This is a genomic window from Aeromonas sp. S15(2024) (genome assembly GCF_041402265.1).
Taxonomy (GTDB): Bacteria; Pseudomonadota; Gammaproteobacteria; order Enterobacterales; family Aeromonadaceae; genus Aeromonas; species Aeromonas dhakensis.
Genome location: NZ_JBGLQY010000021.1, coordinates 1 through 24,048, shown reverse-complemented (window position 1 = coordinate 24,048; position 24,048 = coordinate 1). Strand labels below are relative to the sequence as shown.

The window sequence follows — 24,048 nt, the reverse complement described above, 5'->3', positions numbered from 1 at the left end:
GCTCGATGCTGTGAGTGCCCACACAGATTGCTTGATTCAAATTGTTAAAGAGCGTGGCGCTTGTCGCGCTGAGGTGGCGTATAATACCTTCCTCACTTCGAAAGTCAAGCGCTTGTTTTCGCTTTTCTTTCGGCGCTGGCTTCACGAGGAAGCGAGCTCATCAGGTTGGCGTGTTCCGCCGTGCTGGTGAGGGCGCATTATAGGGAGGCGCATCGCGATGACAAGGGCTTTTTCACCAAAAAAACTCGTTCGCTCAGATATGCAGCAAAGCGGTTCTATTTCGCGCTCATCACCACCATTTCGGGCTTTCATTGGATTTAAATTGAACATTTGAAAAGCCACTTTATAATTGGCTTTTCAAATGTTCAATTTAGGTCTCGCCATGCATCAGATCCTGGATAGCCGCAAAGAGGAGAAAATCGTTCCTCTGTTCCGCCTCGGGTTTAGGCCCTTCTTTCTGCTTGGCGCCTCGTTTTCGGCATTGGCGATGTTGGGCTGGCTGGGGCAACTCAATGGCTGGTTCGTTTTGCCGGGGATTGGCAACCCCATCTGGTGGCATGCCCACGAGATGTTGTTTGGTTTCGGGGCGGCAATCGTCGCGGGATTTCTGCTGACGGCAGTGCAAAACTGGACCGCTCACCCCGGGGTCAGAAGCTGGCCCCTGGTGCTGATCGTCGTACTATGGGCATTGCCGAGGGCCTTGCTGCCCTGGCTGGGTGAGCACAATACCTTCTTGATGACGGCAGACCTGCTCTGGTTGCCTCTTTGCGCCTGGTATCTGGCCAAACCCATAGTGGTAACCAGGCAGTGGCGCAACCTCTTCTTTGTACCTCTGCTTGTCGTTCTGACACTGCTCAACGCCGCCAGCTGGCTGTGGCAGACACAGTGGGCAGATCTGGAACATCTGCTCATCACCACTGTGCTGCTGTTCACGACCCTGATCGCCGTGATGGGAGGGCGAGTCATTCCCTTCTTTACCGCCAGAGCCACCGGGATGGAAAAGGCCGTCCCTATTCTCTGGCTGGAGCGGGCTTCCCTTGCCACGCTGTGGCTCACCTTGGTGAGCTGGCTGCTGCTACCCACCCCATGGGTGACCAGCCTCTATATGCTTCCTCTATATATAGTGGCGACCGTTTTGCACTTGTGGCGCCAGTTGCGTTGGCGACTGCCGTCCACCCTTGGCCAACCCCTCTTGTGGTCGCTGCACCTAGCCTACCTGTTTATTCCTCTTGGTCTGCTCGCCCTTGGTGCTCTGGCGGCCGGCCTGCCCATCAGCCTGTCACTGGCAAGCCACCTGCTCAGTGCCGGCTGCATGGGGACCATGATCCTGGGGATGATAGCGCGGGTCTCCCTCGGCCACAGCGGTCGTGCCTTGCAGGTGGGGCGCAGGATCCAGTGCGCGTTCGGGCTGGTCATCATGGCCGCCCTGCTCCGGGTGCTGATCCCGCTGCTTTGGCCTGCCTATACCCTGTACGGCTGGAACCTGAGCGGCCTTGCCTGGAGCCTGGCATATGCTCTGTTTGTCTGGGTCTATGCCCCCATACTGACCAGCCCCCGGGCAGATGGGCGTCCTGGCTGACCCGTGATGGTCAAGATCTGCTGGCCGGATAGTGGATCAGATTGTGGAAGATGGCAGGGGCCACCCCCTGATTTCGATAACCATGGGGGCGGTCGGCCGCGAAACGCACCGCCTCCCCCTGCGTCAAGGAGCGCCACTCCCCTTCCACCAGCACTTCCATCTGGCCGCTGATGACGATGACATGTTCGGTCACCCCGGGTTCATGGGGTTCTGACTCTCGTTGATAGCCGGGCAACAAAGTCAGCTCAAACAATTCGAAACCAAAACGCCCCTCATAAGGGAAGAGGGGAGCGACCTGCATGCCTTCTCCCGCCGGTTGCTGGCGAATGGCATCGGCGGTGCGATAAAGCACATCGTCCTGCGCCGTGGGAGCCGGCTCGATAAAGCTGGAGAAAGAGACTCGAAAACCGGTGGCAATCTTCCACAGAGTGGCCACCGTCGGGCTCGACTCCCCCCGCTCAATCTGGCCCAGCATGGCCTTGCTGACACCAGTCTCCCGCGCCGCCACGTCCAGGCTCCAGCCCAGTTCGCTGCGCAAGCCCTTCAGACGTTGGGCCAGATGCTGATTCATCTCTTGCATGACTGCCTCTTTGTTGCGCTTGCTTGAATCGCCTTGTGCGCTATAGCGCACAGCGATATAGTCTGAAGCAATATTGTACGCAATAACGCACAAGCCGTCACAACCCCACAAGGACGTCACCATGCCCTTTGCCCTCCCACATCTGGTCGCCGGCTTCATCGCCGTGATGGTTGGCTACACCAGCTCGGTCATCCTGATCATTCAGGCAGCCACGGCAGCAGGGGCCGATGCTGCCCAGCTCTCCTCCTGGCTATGGACGCTGGGCATCGGCATGGGTATCAGCTGCATCGGCCTCTCCCTCTATTACCGCATCCCTGTCTTGACCGCCTGGTCGACCCCGGGTGCCGCCCTGCTCATCACCAGTCTCGGCAACTTCACCCTGGCCGAGGCCATCGGCGCCTTCGTTATTTCTTCTCTACTGATCACCCTGTGCGGCATCAGCGGCTGGTTCGATCGGCTGATGCGCCATATCCCGGCCCAGCTGGCGGCGGCCATGCTGGCCGGAGTGCTGCTCAAGTTCGGACTGGATCTGTTCAAGGTTGCGCCAGCCGATCCCTTGCTGCTCGGCAGTCTGTTGCTGGCATTCCTGCTCGGTCGCCATCTCTGTCCCCGCTATACCATGGTGCTGGTGCTGGCAGTCGGGATCCTCATCTGTCTGTTGCGAGGGGAGCTGCAGCTTGACGCCATTCACTGGCAACTGGCCGGCCCGGCCATGGTCTGGCCAGAATGCTCTTTTGATGCCCTGTTCGGCATTGCCCTGCCGCTGTTCATCGTCACCATGACCTCCCAGAACATGCCCGGCATTACCATTTTGCGGGCCCACGGCTATCAACCCGCCACCTCCTCTCTCATCACCTGGACCGGCCTGACCGGCCTGCTGCTGGCCCCCTTCGGTGGCTACGCCTTCAACCTGGCGGCCATCACGGCGGCCATCTGCATGGGGAAAGAGGTGGATCCGGACGCCAACCGGCGCTGGCCCGCTGCGGTATGGGCCGGCGGCTTCTATCTGCTGACCGGCTGTTTCGGGGCCACGGTGGCGGCCCTTTTCACGGCCTTCCCGGCCACGCTGGTGACCTGTGTCGCCGGGCTAGCGCTGCTCGGCACCATAGGCAGCAGCCTGCACACCGCGTTGCAACACGATGATGCCCGTGAGGCCGCCCTGCTGACCTTCATCATCACCGCCTCCGGCATCAGCCTGCTCGGCATCGGCGCCGCCTGCTGGGGATTGCTCGTCGGCATCATCCTGCATCAAGTCAACCAGCGGAGAAACTGACCTGACCATCTGGGGAGCCCCCCGTGAGACACCGCACATAATTCAGAGAATTTGGTTCACAGCTGAAACTAATTGCCATTAAGTGGTGGCGAGGCACTTCTTCTTCCCCGATGCGTGCCTCATGTCAGACTCATAAACTGGAGAATAATAATGAGGAATCAGGCTGTCATTTTGTTACTGGCACTGCTGGGCGCCACCACCGCCCAGGCCGCCGACACCGATCGGGAGCTGGCCCGCCAGCTCGCGCTGCAGCAGAAGAACCTGCTGCCGCTGCTGAGCAATCAGGAGTACCAGAGCCCGCTGCCCAACCTGTTGCAAAAGGCCAGTCCGCGCCTGAAACGTCAGGCGCGGGATGCCAACCAGGCGGCCATCAGCCGGCAAGGGCTGGACGGTGAGGTCAAGGAGCTGATGCAACTGCGACTGGCCAACCCGGAGCAGGCCGCCGCGCTGCAGCAGGGTGTCGAGCCGCTGGTCGCCTATGTACCGAGCGGAGATGAGAAGAGCTGGAGCGCCATCGAAGCCTTCGACAGCGCCGGCAACCCCGTCTATCTGGATGTGGACAAGGCACCGGCCCGTCCGGTCCTGGTCGTGGAGGCCGATCCCGTCAAGGCCAAGAACGCCGGCCTCAAGGTGATCCGCAAAGCGCTGGCTGCCGCCGACATGCAGGTGGCTCCCCGTGCGGCTGCCAGCACGGCGCCGCTCAAGACCAGCATCCTGAAGAAAATTCGGTTGAAGGATGATCAGGAGCCCTGGCTGCTGGGTGCGGCCGAAGTGTATGCGGTGGTCGCAGGGGTCAATCCCAGCCGGGATGAGCCCGTGGTCGACATCGTCGACATGCCCTATCTCGACTATGACAACACCGACTACACCCCCAACCAGATCCTGGTTTACTGGGATCGCTATCGCTGGGGTGCCGTCGACATCGTCATGATGGAGCAGGACGACAACGTCAACTACAAGGAGCTGAGCGGCCTGTTCATCGATGCCCTCAAGCTGGCCTTCACCGCTGGCGGCGTGCCCGAGGCACTGCCCTTCCTCGATCTCGGTGGCCGCATCGTCAAGGCGCTGCCCGACTCCTGGATGACCAACAACGATGACTATCTGGATACCTTCTACACCCTGGAGCAGGACCAGAGCTATCACCAATACCCCGGCGCCGCCGGCAATGCGGTGATCGATCTCGAACCCAAAGAGATCGCCCCCACCAGACCCTGATCGGTCGCCATAGCAAACAAGCCAATGAGCAGCTCATTGGCTTTTTTGTACCCACGATCCGTTACGGCTGGCCTTTCGGCCTCACCCCCAGGGTATGGCAGATGGCGTAGGTCAGCTCGGAGCGGTTCAGGGTATAGAAGTGGAAATCCTTCACCCCCTCCTGACTCAGCACCCGTACCTGATCGATGGCGATGCTGGCCCCCACCATGTTGCGGGTCATCTGATCGTCATCCAGCCCCTCGAAACGCTGATGCATCCAGCGCGGGATCTTCACGTTGGTGAAACCGGCAAACTTGGCCAAGGTCTGGTAGTTGGAGACCGGCAGGATCCCCGGCACGATTTCCGCATCGATGCCGATGGCGGCGCAGCGATCCCGAAAACGCAGGTAGGTCTCGACGTCAAAGAAGAACTGGGTAATGGCGCGGTTGGCACCGGCATCGATCTTGCGCTTCAGGTTGAGCAGATCCGACTGCGCACTGCGCGCTTCCGGGTGACCTTCCGGGTAGGCGGCCACCGAGATATCGAAGTCCGCTTCGGCCTTGAGCAGGGCTACCAGGTCGGTGGCATACATCTCCGGCTTCTCCAGCCCCTGGGGCAGGTCGCCGCGCAGCGCCACGATATGGCGGATGCCGCTGTTCCAGTAGTCGCGGGCAATGGTGCGCAGCTCGTCGCGGCTGGCGTCGATACAGGTCAGGTGAGGGGCGGCGATCAGACCGGTCCGCTCCTTGATGTCCTTGATCACCTTGTGCGTGCGATCCCGGGTGCCCGAGTTGGCACCATAGGTCACCGACACGAACTTGGGCTCCAGCACCTTCAATCGCTCGATGGATTGCCACAGGGTATTTTCCATCCCTTCGCTGTTGGGCGGAAAAAACTCGAAACTGACCGAAATGTCGCCACTCAAATCTGCCAGACTCTGGTTGAGTGCCTCAACCTGACGTGCGCTGTGAAATCCCATCTGCTCTCTCCCTGCCCTGCAATCCATTTCTCTACGTCAAAACGGATGTTTGGACGTCTAAACGTCTTTCTATCTTTATGAGAAAATGACACAAAGTCAACACTGTTTTACAGCGAGATGAAGGCCGCCGATTTTTATTTGGCAATAAAGCCAAAGTAACGATTGGCACCCCATCCCAAAATCCGGCGAGTCGCGTTATGATGAACGCAGATCGTCCTGGACGTTCTGAATCTGCGTGTGATTGTTTGGCCGGAGGTTTCTCCGGCCCCTTTTCAACCTCTTTCCCTTCCTGCCGATAACCAATTGAACCATTCGCAGGAGCATCATCATGGACACCCACCCCGGCTTTGCCACCGACTTGCTGTTCGATCGCTATCAGGGCAACGTGGTCGACCATGAGCAGTTCTGGGCCGTGCGCACTCCCGATGCTCCCGATTACTACTTTGGCAACTATCTGCTGCTCCCCTTCCCCCCCAGCGATCACGACAAGGGCTGGCTCGAGGCCAGTTTCGACAAGCTGATCGGGCAGGATCCCCGGGTCAGACACCGCACCTTCCAGTGGCCTCTCGCGGCCGGACAGAACAGCCGGGTCGCCGGCTTCGTGGCGGCGGGATACCAATACATGGAGTGCGTGGTGCTGGCACTGGAGGCCACCGACTGGCAACCGCCAGCCGCGACGGTGGCTGCGCGTCCCTTTACTCCGACCGACTGGGACGAGTGGCTGGCCTTTGAACTGGAGGAGCGGGATCCCGGCCATTCGGAGCAGAGCTACCTGCCCTATCTGCAATCACGCCGCCAGTTGTATGAGGCGATGATCGGGGACGGGCTGGGTCAGTGGTGGGGGATCTGGCAGCAGGAGCAGCTGGTCGCCAGTTGCGGTCTCTTTTTCACCGACACCCTGGGTCGCTTCCAGCTGGTACGCACCCGGCAGGCATGGCGCAATCAGGGATTGTGCCGCCAGCTGCTGAGCCAGGTTGCCCGGCACGGGCTGACGCGGGTCGACCGGCTCATCATAGTGGCCGACGAGCACTATCACGCCCAGCGGGTCTATCGCTCGCTCGGCTTTGCCCCGGTGGCCCGCATCGGCAGTCTCTGCCGCTGGCCCCATACGGAGCAATGAATCAGAGCACGGACAGCAAAGAAAACGGGAGGCGACAGCCTCCCGTTGTGTATCTGCCGGCAGCTATTGCTGCGGCGTTTCCAGCTCGTTGGAGAGCGCCTGCTCCACCTCGGCCGACGGCGCCGGTAGCGGGGCTGCCGCCGCAGATGCCGCTGTGGCAGGCGTTGCTGACGGCGCCGGGGCGACTGGTGTATCTGTCACCGCCGGCGTCGCGGCAGGTGCAGCAGCAGGCTCGGTGGTCGCCGCTGCGGCCGACACCGCAGGCACGGCGGCAGGAGCGTCACACTGGCAATCTGCCCCCTTCACCTTGTTGCCCTGATGGGGCGGATACCAGCCCTTCAGTCCCTGCTCCAGCCGATCGGCTGCCGCCTTGGGTTCCATCTTGCCGAGCAGCACGGCCTGACTCACTTCGGCCAGCTCGTCCCCCAGCTTGGGCGTACCGCGGGAGAGGATCTGGGTGGCCACCCGGATGGTGGAGTCGCACTGATCCCGCCACTCCATCATCTCCTTCGCCGCCGGGTTGGTGACCTCGAAGAAGTGGTTGGAGAGGGAGAAGAAGCCGGGCAGCGAGTTGGTATAGAGCTCGGCGAACTGGGGCGTGGTCAGCCACTGCAGGAAGGCCATGGCCGCCTCCTTGTTCTTGCTGGCCGGGTTCATGCCCATCCCGATGTCGGTGTGATCGGTAAAGAAGCAGCCATCGCCCTGCTTCGCCACGGGCGGGCGCATCACGCCAAAGTCCACCTTGCCGGTGAAGGGGGCGATCTCCCAGGAACCCGCCACGTAGAAGGCGGCCTTGCCCGAGGTGAACAGCTCGTTGGTCGCGGCATAGTCGCGGCTCTCGCCACCTTCGCCGAGGTAGGGACGCCAGCGCGCCAGCTCCTCGAACACCTTGATGTAGGGCGGGTTGTCAAAGCGCTCCTGCCCACCGATCAAGGCCAGCCTGCCATCCTCCCCCTTCCAGTAGTTGGGGCCTATGTTCTGGAAGCCAAGCTCGGAGGATACCCAGCTTTCCGAGCCACTCATGGCCAGCGGCACATAGCGGCCATCGGCCTTCACCTTGTCCAGCGCCGCGAAGAAGGCATCCCGGGTCTGCGGCACGCTCAGCCCCAGCTCGCTGAAAATCTTCTTGTTGTAGAAGAAGCCGTGAATCACCGAGGCCATGGGCACGCAGAAGGTCTGGGCGCCGGAGTCGGTCTGCCAGGGAGACTGGGCAAAACTCGGGAAGTTCTCCATCCCCGACATCTCGGTCAGTTCCGCCAGATGGCCCGCCTTGAACAGGGCCAGGGAGTCGTCGAACGGCCGGCAGGTGATGAGATCCCCCGCCTTGCCCTCCTTCAGGCTGGCCCACAGGGTCGGCATATAGTCGACGTTCTGCACCCCGTTGAACTTCACCTGGATGCCCGGGTGGGAGGCCTCGAAGGCAGGGATGATCTTCTGCTCCCACAAGGCCTTGTCATCTATCCGCCAGCTCTCGATCACCAGCTCGCTGGCCATCAACTGACCACACAACAGGAGACTCAGGGCCCCGATCCACTTGTTAGACATAAGCCCTCCTAAACCTTGAAATGTGCGATCAATTGCTGCTGCTTGGCCACCAGATCCGCCAGCACCTCGCTGCTGCTGGCCGACTCCCGTGCCTCCCGCTCGGTCTCGTAGGCCACCTCGGCGATGCCGGAGATATGGCGTGCCACCCCCTGGCTGACCGAGATCTGCTCCTGAGCCGCGTGCGCCACCTGATCCGCCATCGCCTTGATGGCGCTCATCCGGTCGGCGATGGACTGCAGGGCAGCATCCATCTCACGGGTCTGTTCGACACAGCTGTGGGTCTGCTCCTGGCTGCGTCCCATCACCTCCACCACCAGCTTGCTCGAGCTCTGCAGGTTTTCGATCATCGCCTGGATCTCTTCGGTCGACGTCTGGGTCCGGTTGGCCAGCGCCCGCACCTCGTCGGCCACCACCGCGAAGCCGCGGCCGGCATCACCGGCCCGCGCCGCCTCGATGGCCGCATTCAGCGCCAGCAGGTTGGTCTGTTCGGCGATGCTGCGGATCACGTCGAGAATGCTGCCGATGTTGTCGCTGAACTCGCCCAGCTTGTAGGTGATGCCGACAGCCTCCTCCATGGCACCGGCCAGTTGTTCCGTGATGCGACGTGTGGTTGCCACCTTCTGGCGGCCGGTTCTGGCTTCGTCATCCGCCAGATCCACTTCCCGCTTGGTGCCGTCGGTGGAACGAGCCACCTCGGTGGCGCTCACCTCCAGCTCGGTGATGGCGGCAGCCACCTGATCGGTCTGGCTCTTCTGATCCTGCACCCGGGATACTGCCCTTTCGCTTATCTCGGCGGCGCGGCTCGCCTCCTCCACCAAATGACGGGAGCCGGCATTGATCTGGGAGAGCAGCTCGCCGGTTTTGCCGGCCAGCACGTCGATGGAACGGGCCAGGGCGCCGAATTCGCAGCTGCTGCGGTAATTGATGCGGCGGGTCATGTCCCCGGCCGCCATGTAATCCAGCTCCTTGTTGATCATCTGCAGCGGGCGCTGAATGCTGCGCGCCGTGGTATAGCCGATGATGAGGGCGGCGGCAGCCGAGATGGCGGCCACGATCAGGATCCAGAAGCTGGCACTGCTGACCGCATCATCCGCCGTGGTGCGGCTCTGGCTGGCGATGGAGCCGGCCGACTGTCCCATCTCGTCGAGCAGCCCCAGGCTGTTGATCAGGCTGGCATCGAGCTGCTGATTGAGAGTCTGCAGCGAGGCAGCAAGCTGCTGGGCATTGCGCATGGTGGCGAGCAGCCCCTGCGGGCCGAGCGCCAGCTCCTGCATCCGGTCGAGGTTGGAGACGAAGCGCTGCTTCACATCATCCGGCACCAGCACCCGATCGAGCCGCTTGCGCGCCATCTCGATGTCCTTGCTCAGCACCTTCTCCAGTTCGTTGAGGTCGGTCTTGGCATCGGCCCGGCGAATGTTCTTCAAGTCGCGCGCGATGCCCGAGGTGATGAGCTCCGCCTTGTTGCGCATGGAGCGCTTGCTGGCGGTCTGCTGCAGCAGCAGATCGGCAGCCCACTGGTAAGTGTCTTCCAGCCGGATGAAGGCAATCTCCAGCTTGTGGCGCTGATCCTGGGCATTGACCCATTGGCTGTGCTGGGAGAGCACCTGTTCGGCCAGGCCGTAGAACTGCTTGGTCGCCGTATCGACCTGCTGGAAGCGGGAACCGGCCTCGGTCACCCCGCTGAACTTGTCCATCTCCTGGCTCAGCTGGCTGAAACGCGCCTGCTGCTCCTTGAACTGGCTGGCCAGCTGCGGCAACTGACTGCCATCCTCATTGGTCCGGTAGACCAGCACCCAGCGGTTGCTGTCCTGCAGGGCACCCTTCAGACCGGCCACCGCAATCACCAGGGGGGTTGCCCGGTCGGAAACCTGCGACAAACCGTCGTTGATGCCCCTGATCTTCAGGGTGCTGATCACACCCAGCAGGATCAACAGCAGCAGCATCAACACAAATCCGGCGATGATCCGCTGCACAATAGATAAACCCATGGAGACATCCTCACTCGTGGGGGAAAGGTAACGTGAACATAGACACTATCGGCACAAGGGGCGAATTATAGAGGGGAGACAGAGGGTATTTTATTGATCTATATGGGGTTGGATCACAGTTGGCGGGGAGTGGCCTGAACGTAAAAGGGCCCGGACTGTGCCGGGCCAAAGAGACATGCTAGCTGTAATGGCCCGTGGGGAGGCCAACCCTGTGTCCTATCAGAAGCGATAGCCGACACCAACCATAAATACCATGGGGTCAATCTTGGTCTTGATGCCATCACCACCGTTTACATGCACATCAGTATCGATATCCATGATCCAGGCAGAACCGTTGACGAACCAGCGGTCATTGATCGCCATGTCCAGACCGACCTGACCGGCCATGCCCCAGGAATTATCCAAGCTCACATCAGCGTTGCTCAGAGGGCCGCGACCTTGCTCATCAAAGAAGGTGGTGTAGTTCACACCGATACCAACATACGGGCGCACCTTACTCTGGACATCACCAAAGTAGTACTGCGCCATCAGGGTCGGCGGCAGGTGCTTGACTTTGGCGACTTCCGTATCTCCCATTTTCACTGAATGAGAAAACGGTGTTGCTGCCAGTAGCTCAACCCCAAAGTTATCGGTTGCCATATAGGTCAGCGTTAACCCAAGTTGGGCATTGTCATTGATCTCAAAATCGTTACCGCTACTTTGCGGAGAAACGAAAGCCAAGCCGCCACGCACCAGAAAATCGCCAGCCTGGTGAGCCATGGCGACGGGGGACGCAAGCGCTGCTGCGATCATCAGAGGAAGGATCTTTTTCATCACGTATTCCTTTTAGTTTTCGTTTTATATGTTGCAAGCCCGAAAACTATAAAGGGATGTGAATGCTGAGTTATTGATTTAGCTCAAACGTTACCAAGAAATAGATAGATGTGTACAGCAGCTTCCAACCATGCTGAGCATCGAGAGAAACACCAAAAATATCAAATAAAAACAATTAACTGGATAGATTTGCCGCCTTACCAACCACAATAAGAAATAATTTCCATATATCTTATTGCGGATAAAAACGACTGAAAACGGTTGTTTCACTCGTCCAACAAGAGTATTTTTGCGGGCCATGTAGCCGGGCTGTAAGTAATTCTTTATGAAACCACAAACCAGAAGGGACAAAATAGTAGCCATATTGGCAGCCATCTGGGGCATTGGCTCTTTTCTGTTTATTTTGCTGGGTTTCGTGCTCGGCATGGCCTTGCTGATCCTGACCCATTAGACCGGCTGGTTGGCGTGGGAGGCCTGGCACAACAGCCACTCCCCTTCCGCCAGCTGCTCCGGGCTCAACCTCCACTGTGCCCGCCCCAGCTCGCCGCTGTATCCACGCCAGCGATCCCGGCCCTCCTGTTTCGCCCGGTACAGGGCCATGTCCGCCAGCTTGAAACTCAGACTCCAGAAAGAATCCTCCAGCTCCGCATGCAGAGGATAATCGCAGAATCCCAGTGAGACGGTCATGCGCAGCGGCAGCTCCTCCCGCCCGAAACGGCAGTCGGCGATCTTGCGGCGCAGGCGCTCGATCCGTCCCGCCACTTGTCCTGGCTCCTCTCTGGCCAGCAACAGCATGAACTCCTCGCCACCCAGCCGGATCAGCGGCTCCTCCTCATCCAGCGCCCCTCGCAACAGCTCGGCCAGCTGACATAACAGCAGATCGCCGATGTCATGGCCGAAGCGATCGTTGACCCGTTTGAAGTGATCCAGATCCAGGATCACCAGCACCCAGCCTGCCGCCGGATCCTGGCGGTTCAGCAACCACTCATCGAGATAACGGCGGTTGAAGGCATGAGTCAGTGGATCCGTATAGGCGGCGACCTCCATGCGGGAGGAGTGGGCCTGCAGGGCACTGTGGTGCAGGCTGATCCTGGCCGCCATCTCGCGGAATTTGCGGCTGAGCAGCGCCATCTCCTGGCTGCTGTCGATGATGGGCAGCACGCTCGCGTCCTGCTTTTCGGTAAACTGGTGCAGCGCCCCCACCAGCTCGCCGATCGGCCCCAGCACGATGGCCCGCAGCCGGGCCAGTGCCATCAGAATGCAGGCGAAGCTTATCAGCAGCATGCCGATGAAGGTCCAGATCGCCCCCTCCATCGCCCCCAGCAACACGTCCCGCTCCTCGTCCACGATCAGGGTCAATACAGGCTCGCCGTCGTTGTCGAGCAGCAACCCCTCCCCTCTGACCTGCTGCAACCCGAGATCGACCAGCCGGTAGCTCATATGCGGCCCAAGTGGCTTGAAGGAGCCCAGATGCTCGCGCGTTCTTGGTTGGGCTATGGTCAGCGTGAGCGCGGTCCGTTCCCCCAGATCCTGCAGATAGCGCTTGTCCAGCCAGCGAGTCGCCAGCAGATAGCCGTTGGGTTTGACGCTGCCGAGGGTATCGGTCACCGGCTGCAGCGAAAAGATGAGCGGTCCCCACTGGGAGCGCCTGACGCCACTCAGGTTGCTGATGCCCGCCTGCCGTGACTCGCGCAGCAGCTGCAGCTTGAGATCGTCCAGAAAGGAGGGCAACAGGGTGGTATCCGTGTCCGGCGCGTCTGGCAACAGGGTGCGGGTCCAGATTTCAGAGCCCTGCAAATCCATATAACTCAGCACGTTGAGTTCAAAGTCCCGCATCGGGGTGTCGACCAGCAGATTGGAGTTGATGTAGGCCTGGTTGGGGTGGGCCAGAAAATGGTAGCTCTGATCCCAGATCCCCCAGTCCCGGGTAAAGGCATTCATGGCGCCGATGTCGTTCTGCACCGCCCTGATCACCCGCTGCAGGTGCTCCTCCATCCGCCGCTCCTCGACCCGCTGCGTCGCCGGCACCTGGGCCAGTGCGATCACGATGAGCAGCATCAGGATGGCTCCGGCCCAGACCGGAAACATGGAGTAGGCCAGCAGATGGTCGATGGAGCGGGACGGTTGAGCCATGGGCGCCAATATCCTTTGAATGGCAATGCGAAGCGGGAAGGGTCTTGCCCCAAGTATGGAGGATAGGCCCGCCGAGAGGTCACTGAATTACCACAATAAAAACAAGGGGCCCAGGGCCCCTTGTCACAATTATGGAACGCTTTACCTGGCCAGCAGAGGTGCCAGGAAGCGGGCCGTATGAGAATCCTCGCAACGACTGATCTGTTCCGGCGTCCCCGTTACCAGGATGCGGCCGCCACCGGCGCCCCCCTCAGGCCCCAGATCGACGATCCAGTCGGCGGTTTTGATGACGTCCAGGTTGTGCTCGATGATGACGATGGTGTTGCCGCGATCCCGCAGCTGGTGCAGTACCTTGAGCAGCTGCTGGATGTCGTGGAAGTGCAGCCCTGTGGTGGGCTCGTCCAGGATGTAGAGGGTCTGGCCGGTATCCCGCTTGGAGAGCTCGCGCGCCAGCTTGACCCGCTGCGCCTCGCCGCCCGACAGGGTGGTGGCCGACTGACCGAGGCGGATATAGGAGAGGCCCACGTCCATCAGGGTCTGCAGCTTGCGCGCCACTGCCGGCACAGGATCGAAGAACTCGCGGGCATCTTCCACCGTCATCTCGAGGATCTCGTGGATGTTCTTGCCCTTGTACTTCACCTCCAGCGTCTCGCGGTTGTAGCGCTTGCCCTTGCAGACGTCGCACGGCACGTAGACGTCCGGCAGGAAGTGCATCTCCACCTTGATGACCCCATCCCCCTGACACGCCTCGCAGCGGCCCCCTTTCACGTTGAAAGAGAAGCGGCCCGGCTGGTAGCCGCGCGAGCGCGCCTCCTGGGTGCCGGAGAGCAGCTCGCGGATCGGGGTGAACAGGCCGGTGTAGGTGGCCGGGTTGGAGCGCGGGGTACGGCCGATGGGGCTCTGGTCGATGTCCACCACCTTGTCCAGGTGCTCCAGCCCCTCGACGCTGCGATAGGGGGCAGGAGTGGACTCGGTCGCCTTGTTCAGCTCGCGGTGAGCGATACGGAACAGGGTGTCATTGATCAGGGTCGACTTGCCGGAGCCGGAGACGCCGGTGACGCAGGTCATCACCCCGATGGGTAGGTCCAGGTTGACGTTGCGCAGGTTGTTGCCGCTCGCCCCCTTCAATTTCAGCCACTTGCCGGTGAGCGGGGTGCGCTCGGCCGGGATGGCGATCTGCTTGCGGCCGGAGAGGTAGTCACCGGTCAGCGACTCGGGGTTCGCAATGATCTCCTCCGGCGTCCCTTGGGCGACGATGGCCCCGCCGTGCACCCCCGCCCCCGGGCCGATATCGAGCACATGGTCGGCGAGGCGAATGGCGTCCTCGTCGTGCTCCACCACGATCACCGTGTTGCCGAGATCGCGCAGATGGGTCAGGGTCTTGAGCAGGCGCTCGTTGTCCCGCTGGTGCAGGCCGATGGAGGGCTCGTCCAGCACGTACATGACCCCCACCAGACCGGCACCGATCTGGCTGGCCAGCCGGATCCGCTGCGCCTCACCACCGGAGAGGGTCTCGGCACTGCGGGACAGGCTCAGGTAGTTGAGACCCACGTTCACCAGGAAGCCGAGCCGCTCGACGATCTCTTTCAAGATCTTCTCGGCAATCTGGGCGCGCTGGCCGGTCAGATTCAACCCTTCGAAGAAGGCCAGCGCATCGCCGATGGACTGCTCGGCGATGGCCGGCAGGTTGCGGTTGTCGACGAAGACATGGCGCGCCTCTTCCCGCAGCCGACTGCCACCGCAGCTGGTGCAGGATTTGTTGGCGATGTATTTGGCCAGCTCTTCACGCACCGAGTTGGATTCGGTCTCCCGGTAGCGGCGCTCCATGTTGTGCAGGATCCCCTCGAACGAGTGCTTGCGCACCACCACATCGCCGCGATCGTTCATGTAGCGAAACTCGATCTCGGTGCGACCGGAACCGCGCAGGATCACCTCTTGGGTCTTGACCGGCAGATCCTCCCAGGGCGTATCCAGATCGAACTTGTAGTGCTCGGAGAGGGATTTGAGCATCTGGAAGTAGTAGAAGCTGCGCTTGTCCCAGCCACGGATGGCGCCGTTGGCCAGGCTGATGGCCGGATCGCCGATCACCTTGGCGGGATCGAAATATTGCTGCACCCCGAGGCCGTCACAGGTGGGGCAGGCTCCGGCCGGGTTGTTGAAGGAGAAGATGCGCGGCTCCAGCTCCGACATGGAGTAGCCGCACTCCGGGCAGGCGAAGTTGGCCGAGAAGGTCATGGGAGCGACCCCCTCCTCGCCGTCCATGGGCACCACCAGTACTATGCCGCCGGAGAGGGTCAGCGCCGTCTCGAACGACTCGGCCAGACGCAGGGCCAGGTCATCGCGCACCTTGAAGCGATCCACCACCACCTCGATGGTGTGCTTCTTGTGCAGCTCCAGCGCGGGAGGGTCAGACAGGTCGCACACCTCGCCATCGATGCGGGCACGGATGTAACCCTGGGCCGCCAGATTCTCCAGCAGCTTGGTGTGTTCCCCCTTGCGATCGCGCACCACAGGGGCCAGCAGCATCAGCTTGCTCCCCTCCGGCTGGGCCAGCACCTGATCCACCATCTGGCTGATGGTCTGGGCGGCGAGCGGTATGGCATGGGTCGGGCAGCGCGGCTCACCGACCCGGGCAAACAGCAGACGCAGGTAGTCGTAGATTTCGGTGATGGTGCCGACGGTCGAGCGCGGGTTGTGGGAGGTGGACTTCTGCTCGATGGAGATGGCGGGCGAAAGCCCCTCGATATGGTCGACGTCCGGTTTCTCCATCAGGGAGAGGAACTGGCGGGCATAGGCGGAGAGCGACTCCACGTAGCGGCGCTGCCCCTCGGCATAGAGGGTATCGAACGCCAGAGAGGATTTGCCCGAACCGGAGAGGCCGGTGACCACGATCAGCTTGTCGCGGGGCAGGGTCAGATTGATGTTCTTGAGGTTGTGGGTGCGAGCACCCCGGACCACGATCTTTTCCATCTTGTTGCACGCTCGATACGGAAACCTGAGCGAGTCAGTATGGCATAGAGACTACTGGATGAATAGACAGGTTTTATCCATCATCCCCATCGATTTCAGAGATATTCCTTGGCCCAGCTCACCGCCTGCAAGCGGTTCTTCACGTTCAATTTCTTGAAGACGTTATAGAGGTGGGACTTGATGGTGTGCTCGCTCACGAACAGGCTGTCGGCGATCTCGGTATTGGAGGCGCCCGTCATCAGATAGCGGATGATCTCCTGCTCGCGCACGGTCAGCAGCGTCTGGTTGCGCAGGTGATGTTCCCCACCCTTGCGGTAGTAGTTGACCAGATCGCACAGCAGGTGGCGCGGGATCCAGTACTCCCCCTCCAGCACCTTGCGAATGCCGAGCACCAGCCGATCCAGCGGATCCTGACAGAAGAAGAGCCCGCTGGTATGGGGCCACATCAGCAGCAGCTCCCGATCGGTGCTGGTCGGGGCATTGAGCAGCACCGTATTGGCCTCCCCGAAGCGGCTGGAGATCTCCCGCGGCCATCCTGCCTGCTGACCCGACTTGAGGTAGTCCAGATCGACCAGAAACAGCGGACGAGGCTCGAGCTCATCCGGTTGCGGCAGCTCTTCCAGGGTGCTCACCAGCACAATGGGCAGTGCCAGCTGATCGGCCAGATAGCTCTGGAAGCTGGTTGCCTGCACATTGTTTTCGGTTACCAGTACGATGGGATATGGGGTGCTCATGAAAGGCTGGTCCTTGAACATTGCGGCCATGGTTTTTTTCGGCAGCAGAGAGTACCAAGCCCCCCGTGGGGTGCAGCATTAAAAAAGTATTAGACGGTGATGCGCCTCCTTTGAAACTCACCAATTTTCCAAGCAATACAAATAACTAGCAGCCCCCCCCCATTTGGGTGGAATGCTGGCATCCGGGCAGACAGGAGCTGTCGCAGCGTCATCGAATTCACTTTTCGCGCCCGAGTTTCGATGCTAGGTATCCCCCTCTGCGGCTCACTTGCTGGCCAAGGCCCGCCTCGTGTAAGTTAACCCCTCGGTCCGGAGAAGCTGGCGACGAAGAAGACGTCTTTCTCCCCAAAAACTGTTACTATTGCGGGCAAAATCTGGAAACGGCATGGCAGTCGACAGGCGAGCCAACCCGGGTTCAGTCATCACATGAGTCGCAAGCGCCTGCGGCGTTCTTGCGTATCTCGCAGAAAACAAACGAAATGTTGAATTGGTCCGGGCATATGGCCTGGCCGGAATACAAAGGGTGGAAGAGAGATTATGGCCAGTCGAGGCATCAACAAAGTCATTCTGATCGGTAACCTGGGGCAAGACCCGGAAGTGCGCTACATGCCGAGCGGCGGTGCCGTGACCAACATCACCCTGGCCACCTCCGACACCTGGCGCGACAAGCAGACCGGTGAGCAGAAAGAGCGTACCGAGTGGCACCGCGTCGTCTTCATGGGCAAGCTGGCCGAAGTGGCGGGCGAGTACCTGAAGAAGGGTTCCCAGGTCTATGTGGAAGGCAAGCTGCAGACCCGCAAGTGGCAGGATCAGAGCGGCCAGGAGCGTTATACCACCGAAGTACTGGTCGATGGTTTCAGCGGCGTGATGCAGATGCTGGGTGGCCGTCCGCAAGGCGCCGGTCAGGGCATGGGCGGTCAGTCCCAAGGCAACTGGGGTCAGCCGCAACAGGGCATGCAGTCCCAGCAGCCGATGAACCAGTCCCGCCCGGCTCCGCAGCAGAACATGCAGCAACAGCAAGGTGGTTATAGCCGTCCGGCCCAGCAGCCGCAGTCCGCTCCGCCGGTATACAACGAGCCGCCGATGGATTTCGACGACGACATCCCGTTCTAAGGGAAGCTCACAGTTCAGAGGGCCCTGTTCACGCAGGGCCTTTTTTTACCCGTTATTGACGCAGGCGCGGCACGCAAGCCGGCTCTCCCGACCAGAGTCGCCGACCCTGCTCCCCCTGTCGCCCGCCCAGGGTTTATCATCAGGGCAATTCGTTTGTCAGAGAGAACGCATGGGTTTTTTGTCTCGTATCCTGCTGCTCGCGGCAAGCCTTGCCGTGCTGTTTCACTCTCCCCTCTTGCTGGCCGGTGAGCCACTGCGGGTGGGGGTCAGTTTCGCCATTCCCCCCTATGTGATTGAGGAAGAGGGACGCGGCATCGAGCTCGATCTGCTGCGGGAAGCCTTTCGTGGCAGCGGCTACGAGCCCAGCTTCGAATATCTGCCGCTGGAGCGCACCTTTCGCATGCTGGAGTCCGGCAGGCTCGATGCCATTATCAACGTCAAACCCGGGATGCTGGACAACGTCTTCCTGTCGCAGCCCGTCATCGCCTTTCACAACCGGGTGTTCACCCTGAGCAAGACCCATATCGCCACGCTGGACGATATGAAAGAGTTGAGGGTTAGCGCCTTTCAGCGGGCACGCCAGGTATTGGGGGGAGCCTTCGCCAGCATGGCCGATCAGAATCCCCGTTACGAGGAGGTCGCCAAGCAGCAGGGACAGGTGCACAGACTGATGCTGGGGCGGGTGGATGCGGTGATCCTGGAGCAACGGGTGTTCTATTACTATCTGGCGCAACTGGCCACCAGCAAGTATGGCGCCGAGCTCTATGCCCCAAGCCGGGTCAGACAATATGATCTGTTCGCCCCCACCCACTACCATTTCGCCTTTCGCCAGGCCGCGCAGCAACGCTGGTTCGATCGCCAGCTCGGCAAGATGCGGGCCGATGGCCGCTACGAACGGATATTTGCCAGCTACGGCGCCACCCCCTGAGCCAGCATCAAAAACATAAAAGCCAGCCCGAAACAGGCTGGCTTTTTGTTACTGGCTCCAAAGGAACTACAGCATGGGGAGCGTTACTTCATCGCGCTGCCATTTTTCAGTTCTGCTTTCTGACGTTTGGCTTCGCGCTTCTCTTTCAGTGACATCTGCGGTTTTTTCTTGGCATCTTTGCCGTTGTGATGTTCTTTGTTACTCATCATCAAACTCCAAAAATGTTACCCAGACAGTTGGAACCCAGGTTCCAGCATGCCATCCGAATCGTAGACTACAGTACGCTTTCAGTGACGATCCCAAGATCGCACTCAATCCAGCATACCCCCAATCTTGCGCAAGAATCCACCCTCATCCGTCACGCCGCGCCAAACCGGGGCCGATGACCCCCGTCAGGCACTCCTGGGCGGGGAAGGAACGGCTGTAAAAACACTGGAAGCCTTATAAAGTAGCGATTATCAATATTATTTGGTGACCACCTGAAATAAATAACCAAAAACCAAAATAACTATTATTTAAACGAGCAGTGTTAATTTGCATAAGCATTCTCACTATCGCCGGAAACAAAAAGTTACAACCTCAAGAAGTCATTATTAACGCAAGCTGATATTATCAGGCCTTATTTTCAAACTATTTCATCGAGAATAGGGATATCCCATGACCAGAAAAACCAGAGCCGCCTTGGTCTCGGTTTGCTCCAATATCAACCTGATTGTCATGAAGATAATTGCCGGCATACTGAGCGGTTCCGTCAGCATCATCTCCGAAGCCATCCACTCGGCCATGGATCTGGTGGCCGCCCTGATCGCGCTGGTGGCCGTGCGCAAGTCGGATATTCCACCCGACCCGCGCCACCCCTATGGCCACGACAAGATAGAGAATGTCTCCGGCGTGATCGAAGCGCTGCTGATCCTGCTGGCCGCCGGCTGGATCATCTTCGAGGCCGTCGGCAAGCTGATCACCCCCACTCCCATCGAAGGCGTCGGACTCGGCGTGCTGGTCATGCTGTTGTCGGCGCTGGTCAACAGCGGCGTCTCCGCCTATCTCTACCGGGTCGCCAAGGAGGAAGAGTCGGTGGCGCTGGCCGCCGATGCCCTGCATCTGAAGGCGGATGTGCTGACCTCGCTCGGGGTGGCTGCCGGCCTGCTCGGCATCTGGATCGCCTCTGCGCTGGGCTACAACCTCTATCTGCTGGATCCCCTCGTCGCCATCGGGGTCGCGCTCTTCATCCTCAGAGAAGCCATCGCCATGCTCAACCAGGCCTTCCAGCCCCTGCTGGATCACAGCATGAGCGAGGAGGAGCTGGCCATCACCACCCAAGTGATCGAGGAGTGTTGCCCGGAGCACGGCGGCTTCCACGACCTGCGCAGCCGTCAGGCGGGGCGTCGCCGCCATATCGACTTCCACCTGACACTGCCCAAGGAGATGAGCATCGAGCACTCTCACGCCATCTGTGACCGCATAGAGCAGGGGATCCAGCGCCATCTGCCCCACGCCATCGTGCTGATCCATGTCGAACCAACCGGTCACGCCTAGTCCAACCGGGGAAATCATCGGGAATGCCATCGACAGCACAATAAACAGCCAGGTGACGTGGTAGGGTATTCCCTCCCCGTCATCAGGTACACGCCGTGAAAAAGCTGGAAATGAAGGATCTCACCGACGCCGAAAAGGCCGGGATCACCCTGCTGCTGCAAAAAGCACAGGCCAACGCGGACCACCCATTGACCAATGCCGAACGCAATCGCATACGCGAGGAAGGCCGGCTCAAGGTGGTCGCAGACCGGGCAGCAGCTGCGAAAGCGGCGGCACAACTCGCAAGAGACAAGGCCAAGGAACGGGCCGCCAATCAGGTACTGCCCGAGACATTCAGCTGGGTTGACTCCGTCAGCAATCGCTTTCGAAAGAAGCCTTGATCATGCCGTTTCAACCGAATGTAGCCAGCCCACGCCCTGTCGACGGGCTGGCTTTTTCATGATGGAAGGGGAAGGTTCTGACCCTTGACGTGACATTATCTGTCGACTCGCATGACCCTTTATCTCGTTTTTTCTTCGCACAAAGGGATTCACCACAACCCGAAACGCACCTGAAATGGATATTCATGCTATTGATATAAAAGGTAAAATCGTCCTGAAAATCCAGTCATCCGGCACAGAGTACCAACTGAGAGATAAAGTTTGCTTTAACAAAGCGTGCGTGTTCTAATCGACAGCGATAGTTCGGCAGTTCAGTCCTGATTATGTTAGGCAGTCATTTTAGTAAAGCAGTGATTAGTGCAAGTGTTATTTCGATGATGCTTGACGAATAATTCTCCTTCTTTAGTGCTTCCCCTACGTATTGCTGACGAAAAATCAAAACTTGCCATCTGATGGCATTTCAAACACTAAATTTGAGAGTAATTATTATGTCCAAAGTGACTGGTACCGTAAAATTCTTCAACTCCGAAAAAGGTTTTGGCTTCATCTCCCCGGTTGACGGCAGCAAAGACGTGTTCGTACACTTCTCCGCTATCCAGTCCAACGGTTTCAAAACCCTGGAAGAAGGTCAGCGCGTTGAGTTCACCATAGAGCAAGGCCAGAAAGGCCCGGCTGCTGCCAACGTAGTTGCCCTGTAATTCAAGTCAGGGATACCGTCACCCCGCTTCTGCCGGCTGAACGGATCCACTGCAAGAATTGAAAAAACCCGCTTCGGCGGGTTTTTTGTTGCCTCGAATTCACCCTGCCCGCCATCCCCGCCCTGCTCCCATCCTTGCATACATCCGCTTCTCTGCTGGCGAGAGGATAACCGCACAATATTAATGAGATTAATTATCATTTACACGGTCATCCGTGATCACTACAATGCCTGCCGACCTCCGGGATCACTATTCGATTGAACCTGCCTGGTCCGGGTTTCACGCGGGATGCGACGAGACCCCCCATCGATTCACCCAAAGGATGAATGCATCTTCTTACTAAAAAAGAGTTCAGGCCAACATGATAACAATGCACCGCAACAAGCTGACCACGCTCATTCTCGCCGTCCTCGCCGCCAACGCCCATGCCGCCGAACAGGAGGTCATGGTGGTGACCGCCTCCGGCTTCCAGCAGAAGATCGAGAACACCGCCGCCTCCATCTCGGTGGTGACGCGCGAGCAACTGGAGAAACGCGCCTACCGTGACGTGACCGACGCCCTGAAGGACGTGCCGGGGGTGGTGATCACCGGCGGCGGCAGCAGCAGTGACATCAGCATTCGCGGCATGAGCTCCAAATACACACTGATGCTGGTCGACGGCAAGCGGGTCGACAGCCGCGGCACCCGTCCCAACAGCGACGGTCCCGGCATCGAGCAGGGTTGGCTGCCGCCACTGCAGGCCATCGAGCGGATCGAGGTGGTGCGCGGCCCCATGTCCTCCCGTTACGGCTCTGACGCCATGGGCGGCGTCATCAACATCATCACCCGCAAGACCGCCAGCATGACGGCCTGGCAGGGCTCGGTGCAGGCCGACTCCACCTTCCAGGAGAACAAGGACTCCGGCAACATCTTCCAGAGCAACGCCTACACCGCTGGCGCCCTGGTGGATGGCCTGCTGGGGGTGCGAGTGAACGGTCTGCTCTCCCACCGCGGCGAGGATCAGTTCCAGAACGGGTTCGCCGAGCAGGAGATGCGCAGCGGCACTGTGGTGTTCAGTCTGACGCCGGACGAGCACAACCGCTTTGACTTCGAGGCCAGCCGCGGTCTGCAGGATCGCAACCGCACCCCGGGCGACTCTCTGGCAGCCAAGGCCAAGCCCAGTCTGAACACCTACGGGCGCACCAACTACGCCATCACCCACGACGGTCGTTATGACTTTGGCTCTTCCACCAGCTACCTGCAGCGGGAAGAGAACACCAACCCCGGCCGTCAGATGAAGCTCATCAACACCATCGCCGACACCCATACCCAGTTCGAACTGGGGGCTCACTACCTGAGCGTGGGCGGTCAATACCGTCACGAGGATCTGCAGGATGAGGGCAACCAGCTCAACGTGGCCAACCGTGCCAATCAGCTGACCCGCTGGAGCTGGGCCCTGTTCGTGGAAGACGAGTGGTCGCTGACCGACAGCTTCGCCCTCACCGGCGGCGTGCGGATGGACCGTGACCAGAACTACGGCACCCACTGGAGCCCGCGTCTATACGGCGTCTGGCACCCGGCCGAATTCTGGACCCTGAAGGGCGGTGTCTCCACCGGCTACCGCTCACCGGATCTGCGCATGTCGGCCGCCAACTGGGGCCAGGCCACCGGCGGCGGCACCCAGGACGGCATGCTGGTCGGCAACCCGCAGCTCAAACCGGAAACCAGCGTAAGCCAGGAGATCGCCCTGCTGTGGGATGGTCAGGAGGGGCTGAGCACAGGTCTGACCCTGTTCAATACCGACTTCGAGGACAAGATCTCCGAGATCCGCCGCTGCACCAGCAAGGATGATCCCTCCTGCACCCTGAACGGTCACACCTATGACTTCATCAGCGACCGCATCAACGTCGACAAGGCGAACATGCGCGGGGTGGAAGGCACGGCCAACTGGGCCATCAACGAAAAGTGGTCGCTGGCCTCCAGCTACACCTTCACCCAGTCCGAGCAGAAGAGCGGTCCGAACGAGGGCAAGGCGCTTAACCAGATGCCGCGCCACATGTTCAACACCACGGTCGACTGGAAGAGTACCGATGACGTCAGCCTCTGGTCACGGGTCAACTTCCGCAGCAAGACCTCGGACTACCTGAGCCGGGTCAGAATGGCCGACGGCACCCCTTCCTACACCTTCTTCGACACGGGTCTGGTCTACAAGGCCAACGAACATCTGAACGTCACCGCAGGCGTCTACAACCTGTTCGACAAGACGGTGGACTACAGCAGCTTCGGCACCGTGCTGGATGGTCGCCGCTACACCCTGGGCATGACCTACAACTTCTGATGACCCGCCGCCGCCCACCCTGGGCGGCGGTTTTTTATGGCTATGTCCCAATTACGTATGGGTCGCCACGCCATGGAATCGCTCCATCCACCCCTTCAACCGCCGGTGATATCCGTTCACATGCTGGATGTGGTATGCCCCAATGACTCGCTCACCTCGACGGTTGTG

20 protein-coding genes and 1 pseudogene are annotated in these 24,048 nt (G+C 60.0%); 11 read left to right on the top strand and 10 right to left on the bottom strand.

What is annotated here, in order from left to right:
* On the top strand, positions 1-190 hold a 190-nt coding region (locus ACB033_RS22560; protein ID WP_371140775.1), incomplete at its 5' end, for a hypothetical protein.
* Between the two features lie 192 nt (positions 191-382).
* On the top strand, positions 383-1,579 hold the full coding sequence (locus tag ACB033_RS22555; protein WP_139726120.1) for an NnrS family protein: 1,197 nt from the start codon (positions 383-385) through the stop codon (positions 1,577-1,579).
* Positions 1,580-1,589: 10 nt separating this feature from the next.
* Here ACB033_RS22555 and ACB033_RS22550 read toward each other — a convergent pair whose 3' ends face one another.
* Positions 1,590-2,159, bottom strand: coding sequence for a helix-turn-helix domain-containing protein (locus tag ACB033_RS22550; RefSeq protein WP_005306022.1), 570 nt, complete (start codon positions 2,157-2,159; stop codon positions 1,590-1,592).
* 121 nt (positions 2,160-2,280) lie between these two features.
* On the opposite strand from ACB033_RS22550, the gene ACB033_RS22545 reads away from it, so the two are divergent.
* Together ACB033_RS22545 and ACB033_RS22540 are read left to right on the top strand one after the other, a co-directional pair.
* Positions 2,281-3,432 carry a benzoate/H(+) symporter BenE family transporter gene (locus ACB033_RS22545; RefSeq protein WP_139726118.1) on the top strand — a complete coding sequence of 384 codons (1,152 nt, stop codon included), beginning with the start codon at positions 2,281-2,283 and terminating at the stop codon, positions 3,430-3,432.
* Positions 3,433-3,582: 150 nt separating this feature from the next.
* A complete protein-coding gene (locus ACB033_RS22540; protein WP_005306028.1) occupies positions 3,583-4,647 on the top strand; it encodes a DUF3103 family protein in 1,065 nt (354 codons plus the stop codon).
* Between the two features lie 61 nt (positions 4,648-4,708).
* Here ACB033_RS22540 and metF read toward each other — a convergent pair whose 3' ends face one another.
* Positions 4,709-5,605, bottom strand: coding sequence for a methylenetetrahydrofolate reductase (gene metF, locus ACB033_RS22535; RefSeq protein WP_005306036.1), 897 nt, complete (start codon positions 5,603-5,605; stop codon positions 4,709-4,711).
* A 328-nt stretch (positions 5,606-5,933) separates the two neighbouring features.
* Between metF and ACB033_RS22530 the strand changes: the two genes are divergently transcribed.
* Positions 5,934-6,725 (top strand): GNAT family N-acetyltransferase, encoded by a 792-nt coding sequence (locus tag ACB033_RS22530; protein ID WP_139726117.1) that lies wholly within the window; start codon positions 5,934-5,936, stop codon positions 6,723-6,725.
* A gap of 63 nt (positions 6,726-6,788) precedes the next feature.
* Here the strand turns inward: ACB033_RS22530 and ACB033_RS22525 are convergent, their stop codons facing one another.
* The 6 genes from ACB033_RS22525 to ACB033_RS22500 all read right to left on the bottom strand — a co-directional run bounded on the left by ACB033_RS22525 (position 6,789) and on the right by ACB033_RS22500 (position 16,929).
* The gene (locus tag ACB033_RS22525; RefSeq protein ID WP_139726116.1) at positions 6,789-8,270 is read right to left on the bottom strand and encodes an ABC transporter substrate-binding protein; all 1,482 of its coding nucleotides are present in this window, start codon (positions 8,268-8,270) and stop codon (positions 6,789-6,791) included.
* An 8-nt stretch (positions 8,271-8,278) separates the two neighbouring features.
* Positions 8,279-10,258 (bottom strand): methyl-accepting chemotaxis protein, encoded by a 1,980-nt coding sequence (locus tag ACB033_RS22520; RefSeq protein WP_201971982.1) that lies wholly within the window; start codon positions 10,256-10,258, stop codon positions 8,279-8,281.
* A gap of 219 nt (positions 10,259-10,477) precedes the next feature.
* On the bottom strand, positions 10,478-11,071 hold the full coding sequence (locus ACB033_RS22515; RefSeq protein ID WP_017765561.1) for an OmpW family outer membrane protein: 594 nt from the start codon (positions 11,069-11,071) through the stop codon (positions 10,478-10,480).
* 447 nt (positions 11,072-11,518) lie between these two features.
* On the bottom strand, positions 11,519-13,204 hold the full coding sequence (locus ACB033_RS22510) for a diguanylate cyclase (RefSeq protein ID WP_162519949.1): 1,686 nt from the start codon (positions 13,202-13,204) through the stop codon (positions 11,519-11,521).
* A gap of 141 nt (positions 13,205-13,345) precedes the next feature.
* Positions 13,346-16,174: an excinuclease ABC subunit UvrA gene (gene uvrA / locus ACB033_RS22505; RefSeq protein WP_123245675.1), complete on the bottom strand. Its 2,829-nt coding sequence runs from the start codon at positions 16,172-16,174 to the stop codon at positions 13,346-13,348.
* Positions 16,175-16,269: 95 nt separating this feature from the next.
* Positions 16,270-16,929, bottom strand: coding sequence for a LuxR C-terminal-related transcriptional regulator (locus ACB033_RS22500; protein ID WP_139726119.1), 660 nt, complete (start codon positions 16,927-16,929; stop codon positions 16,270-16,272).
* Between the two features lie 516 nt (positions 16,930-17,445).
* Between ACB033_RS22500 and ACB033_RS22495 the strand changes: the two genes are divergently transcribed.
* Both ACB033_RS22495 and ACB033_RS22490 read left to right on the top strand, forming a co-directional pair.
* Positions 17,446-18,021, top strand: coding sequence for a single-stranded DNA-binding protein (locus ACB033_RS22495; RefSeq protein ID WP_005306061.1), 576 nt, complete (start codon positions 17,446-17,448; stop codon positions 18,019-18,021).
* Between the two features lie 169 nt (positions 18,022-18,190).
* A complete protein-coding gene (locus tag ACB033_RS22490; RefSeq protein WP_017782171.1) occupies positions 18,191-18,949 on the top strand; it encodes an ABC transporter substrate-binding protein in 759 nt (252 codons plus the stop codon).
* An 83-nt stretch (positions 18,950-19,032) separates the two neighbouring features.
* Here the strand turns inward: ACB033_RS22490 and ACB033_RS22485 are convergent, their stop codons facing one another.
* The gene (locus ACB033_RS22485; RefSeq protein WP_005306071.1) at positions 19,033-19,155 is read right to left on the bottom strand and encodes a hypothetical protein; all 123 of its coding nucleotides are present in this window, start codon (positions 19,153-19,155) and stop codon (positions 19,033-19,035) included.
* Positions 19,156-19,606: 451 nt separating this feature from the next.
* Here ACB033_RS22485 and ACB033_RS22480 point away from each other — a divergent pair, with 451 nt between their 5' ends.
* The 4 genes from ACB033_RS22480 (at position 19,607) to ACB033_RS22465 (ending at position 23,880) form a co-directional block, all read left to right on the top strand.
* Positions 19,607-20,485, top strand: a complete 879-nt coding sequence (locus ACB033_RS22480; RefSeq protein ID WP_371140774.1) for a cation diffusion facilitator family transporter — start codon at positions 19,607-19,609, stop codon at positions 20,483-20,485.
* A 95-nt stretch (positions 20,486-20,580) separates the two neighbouring features.
* Positions 20,581-20,865 (top strand): DUF3811 domain-containing protein, encoded by a 285-nt coding sequence (locus ACB033_RS22475; RefSeq protein WP_017785534.1) that lies wholly within the window; start codon positions 20,581-20,583, stop codon positions 20,863-20,865.
* Between the two features lie 488 nt (positions 20,866-21,353).
* Complete coding sequence (locus tag ACB033_RS22470) at positions 21,354-21,563, top strand: cold-shock protein (RefSeq protein WP_005306081.1); 210 nt, start codon at positions 21,354-21,356, stop codon at positions 21,561-21,563.
* A 370-nt stretch (positions 21,564-21,933) separates the two neighbouring features.
* Positions 21,934-23,880 (top strand): ligand-gated channel protein, encoded by a 1,947-nt coding sequence (locus tag ACB033_RS22465; RefSeq protein WP_017782169.1) that lies wholly within the window; start codon positions 21,934-21,936, stop codon positions 23,878-23,880.
* A 57-nt stretch (positions 23,881-23,937) separates the two neighbouring features.
* On the opposite strand, the pseudogene ACB033_RS22460 reads toward ACB033_RS22465, so the two are convergent.
* A pseudogene (locus ACB033_RS22460) lies at positions 23,938-24,048 on the bottom strand (IS1595 family transposase); the annotation flags it as partial.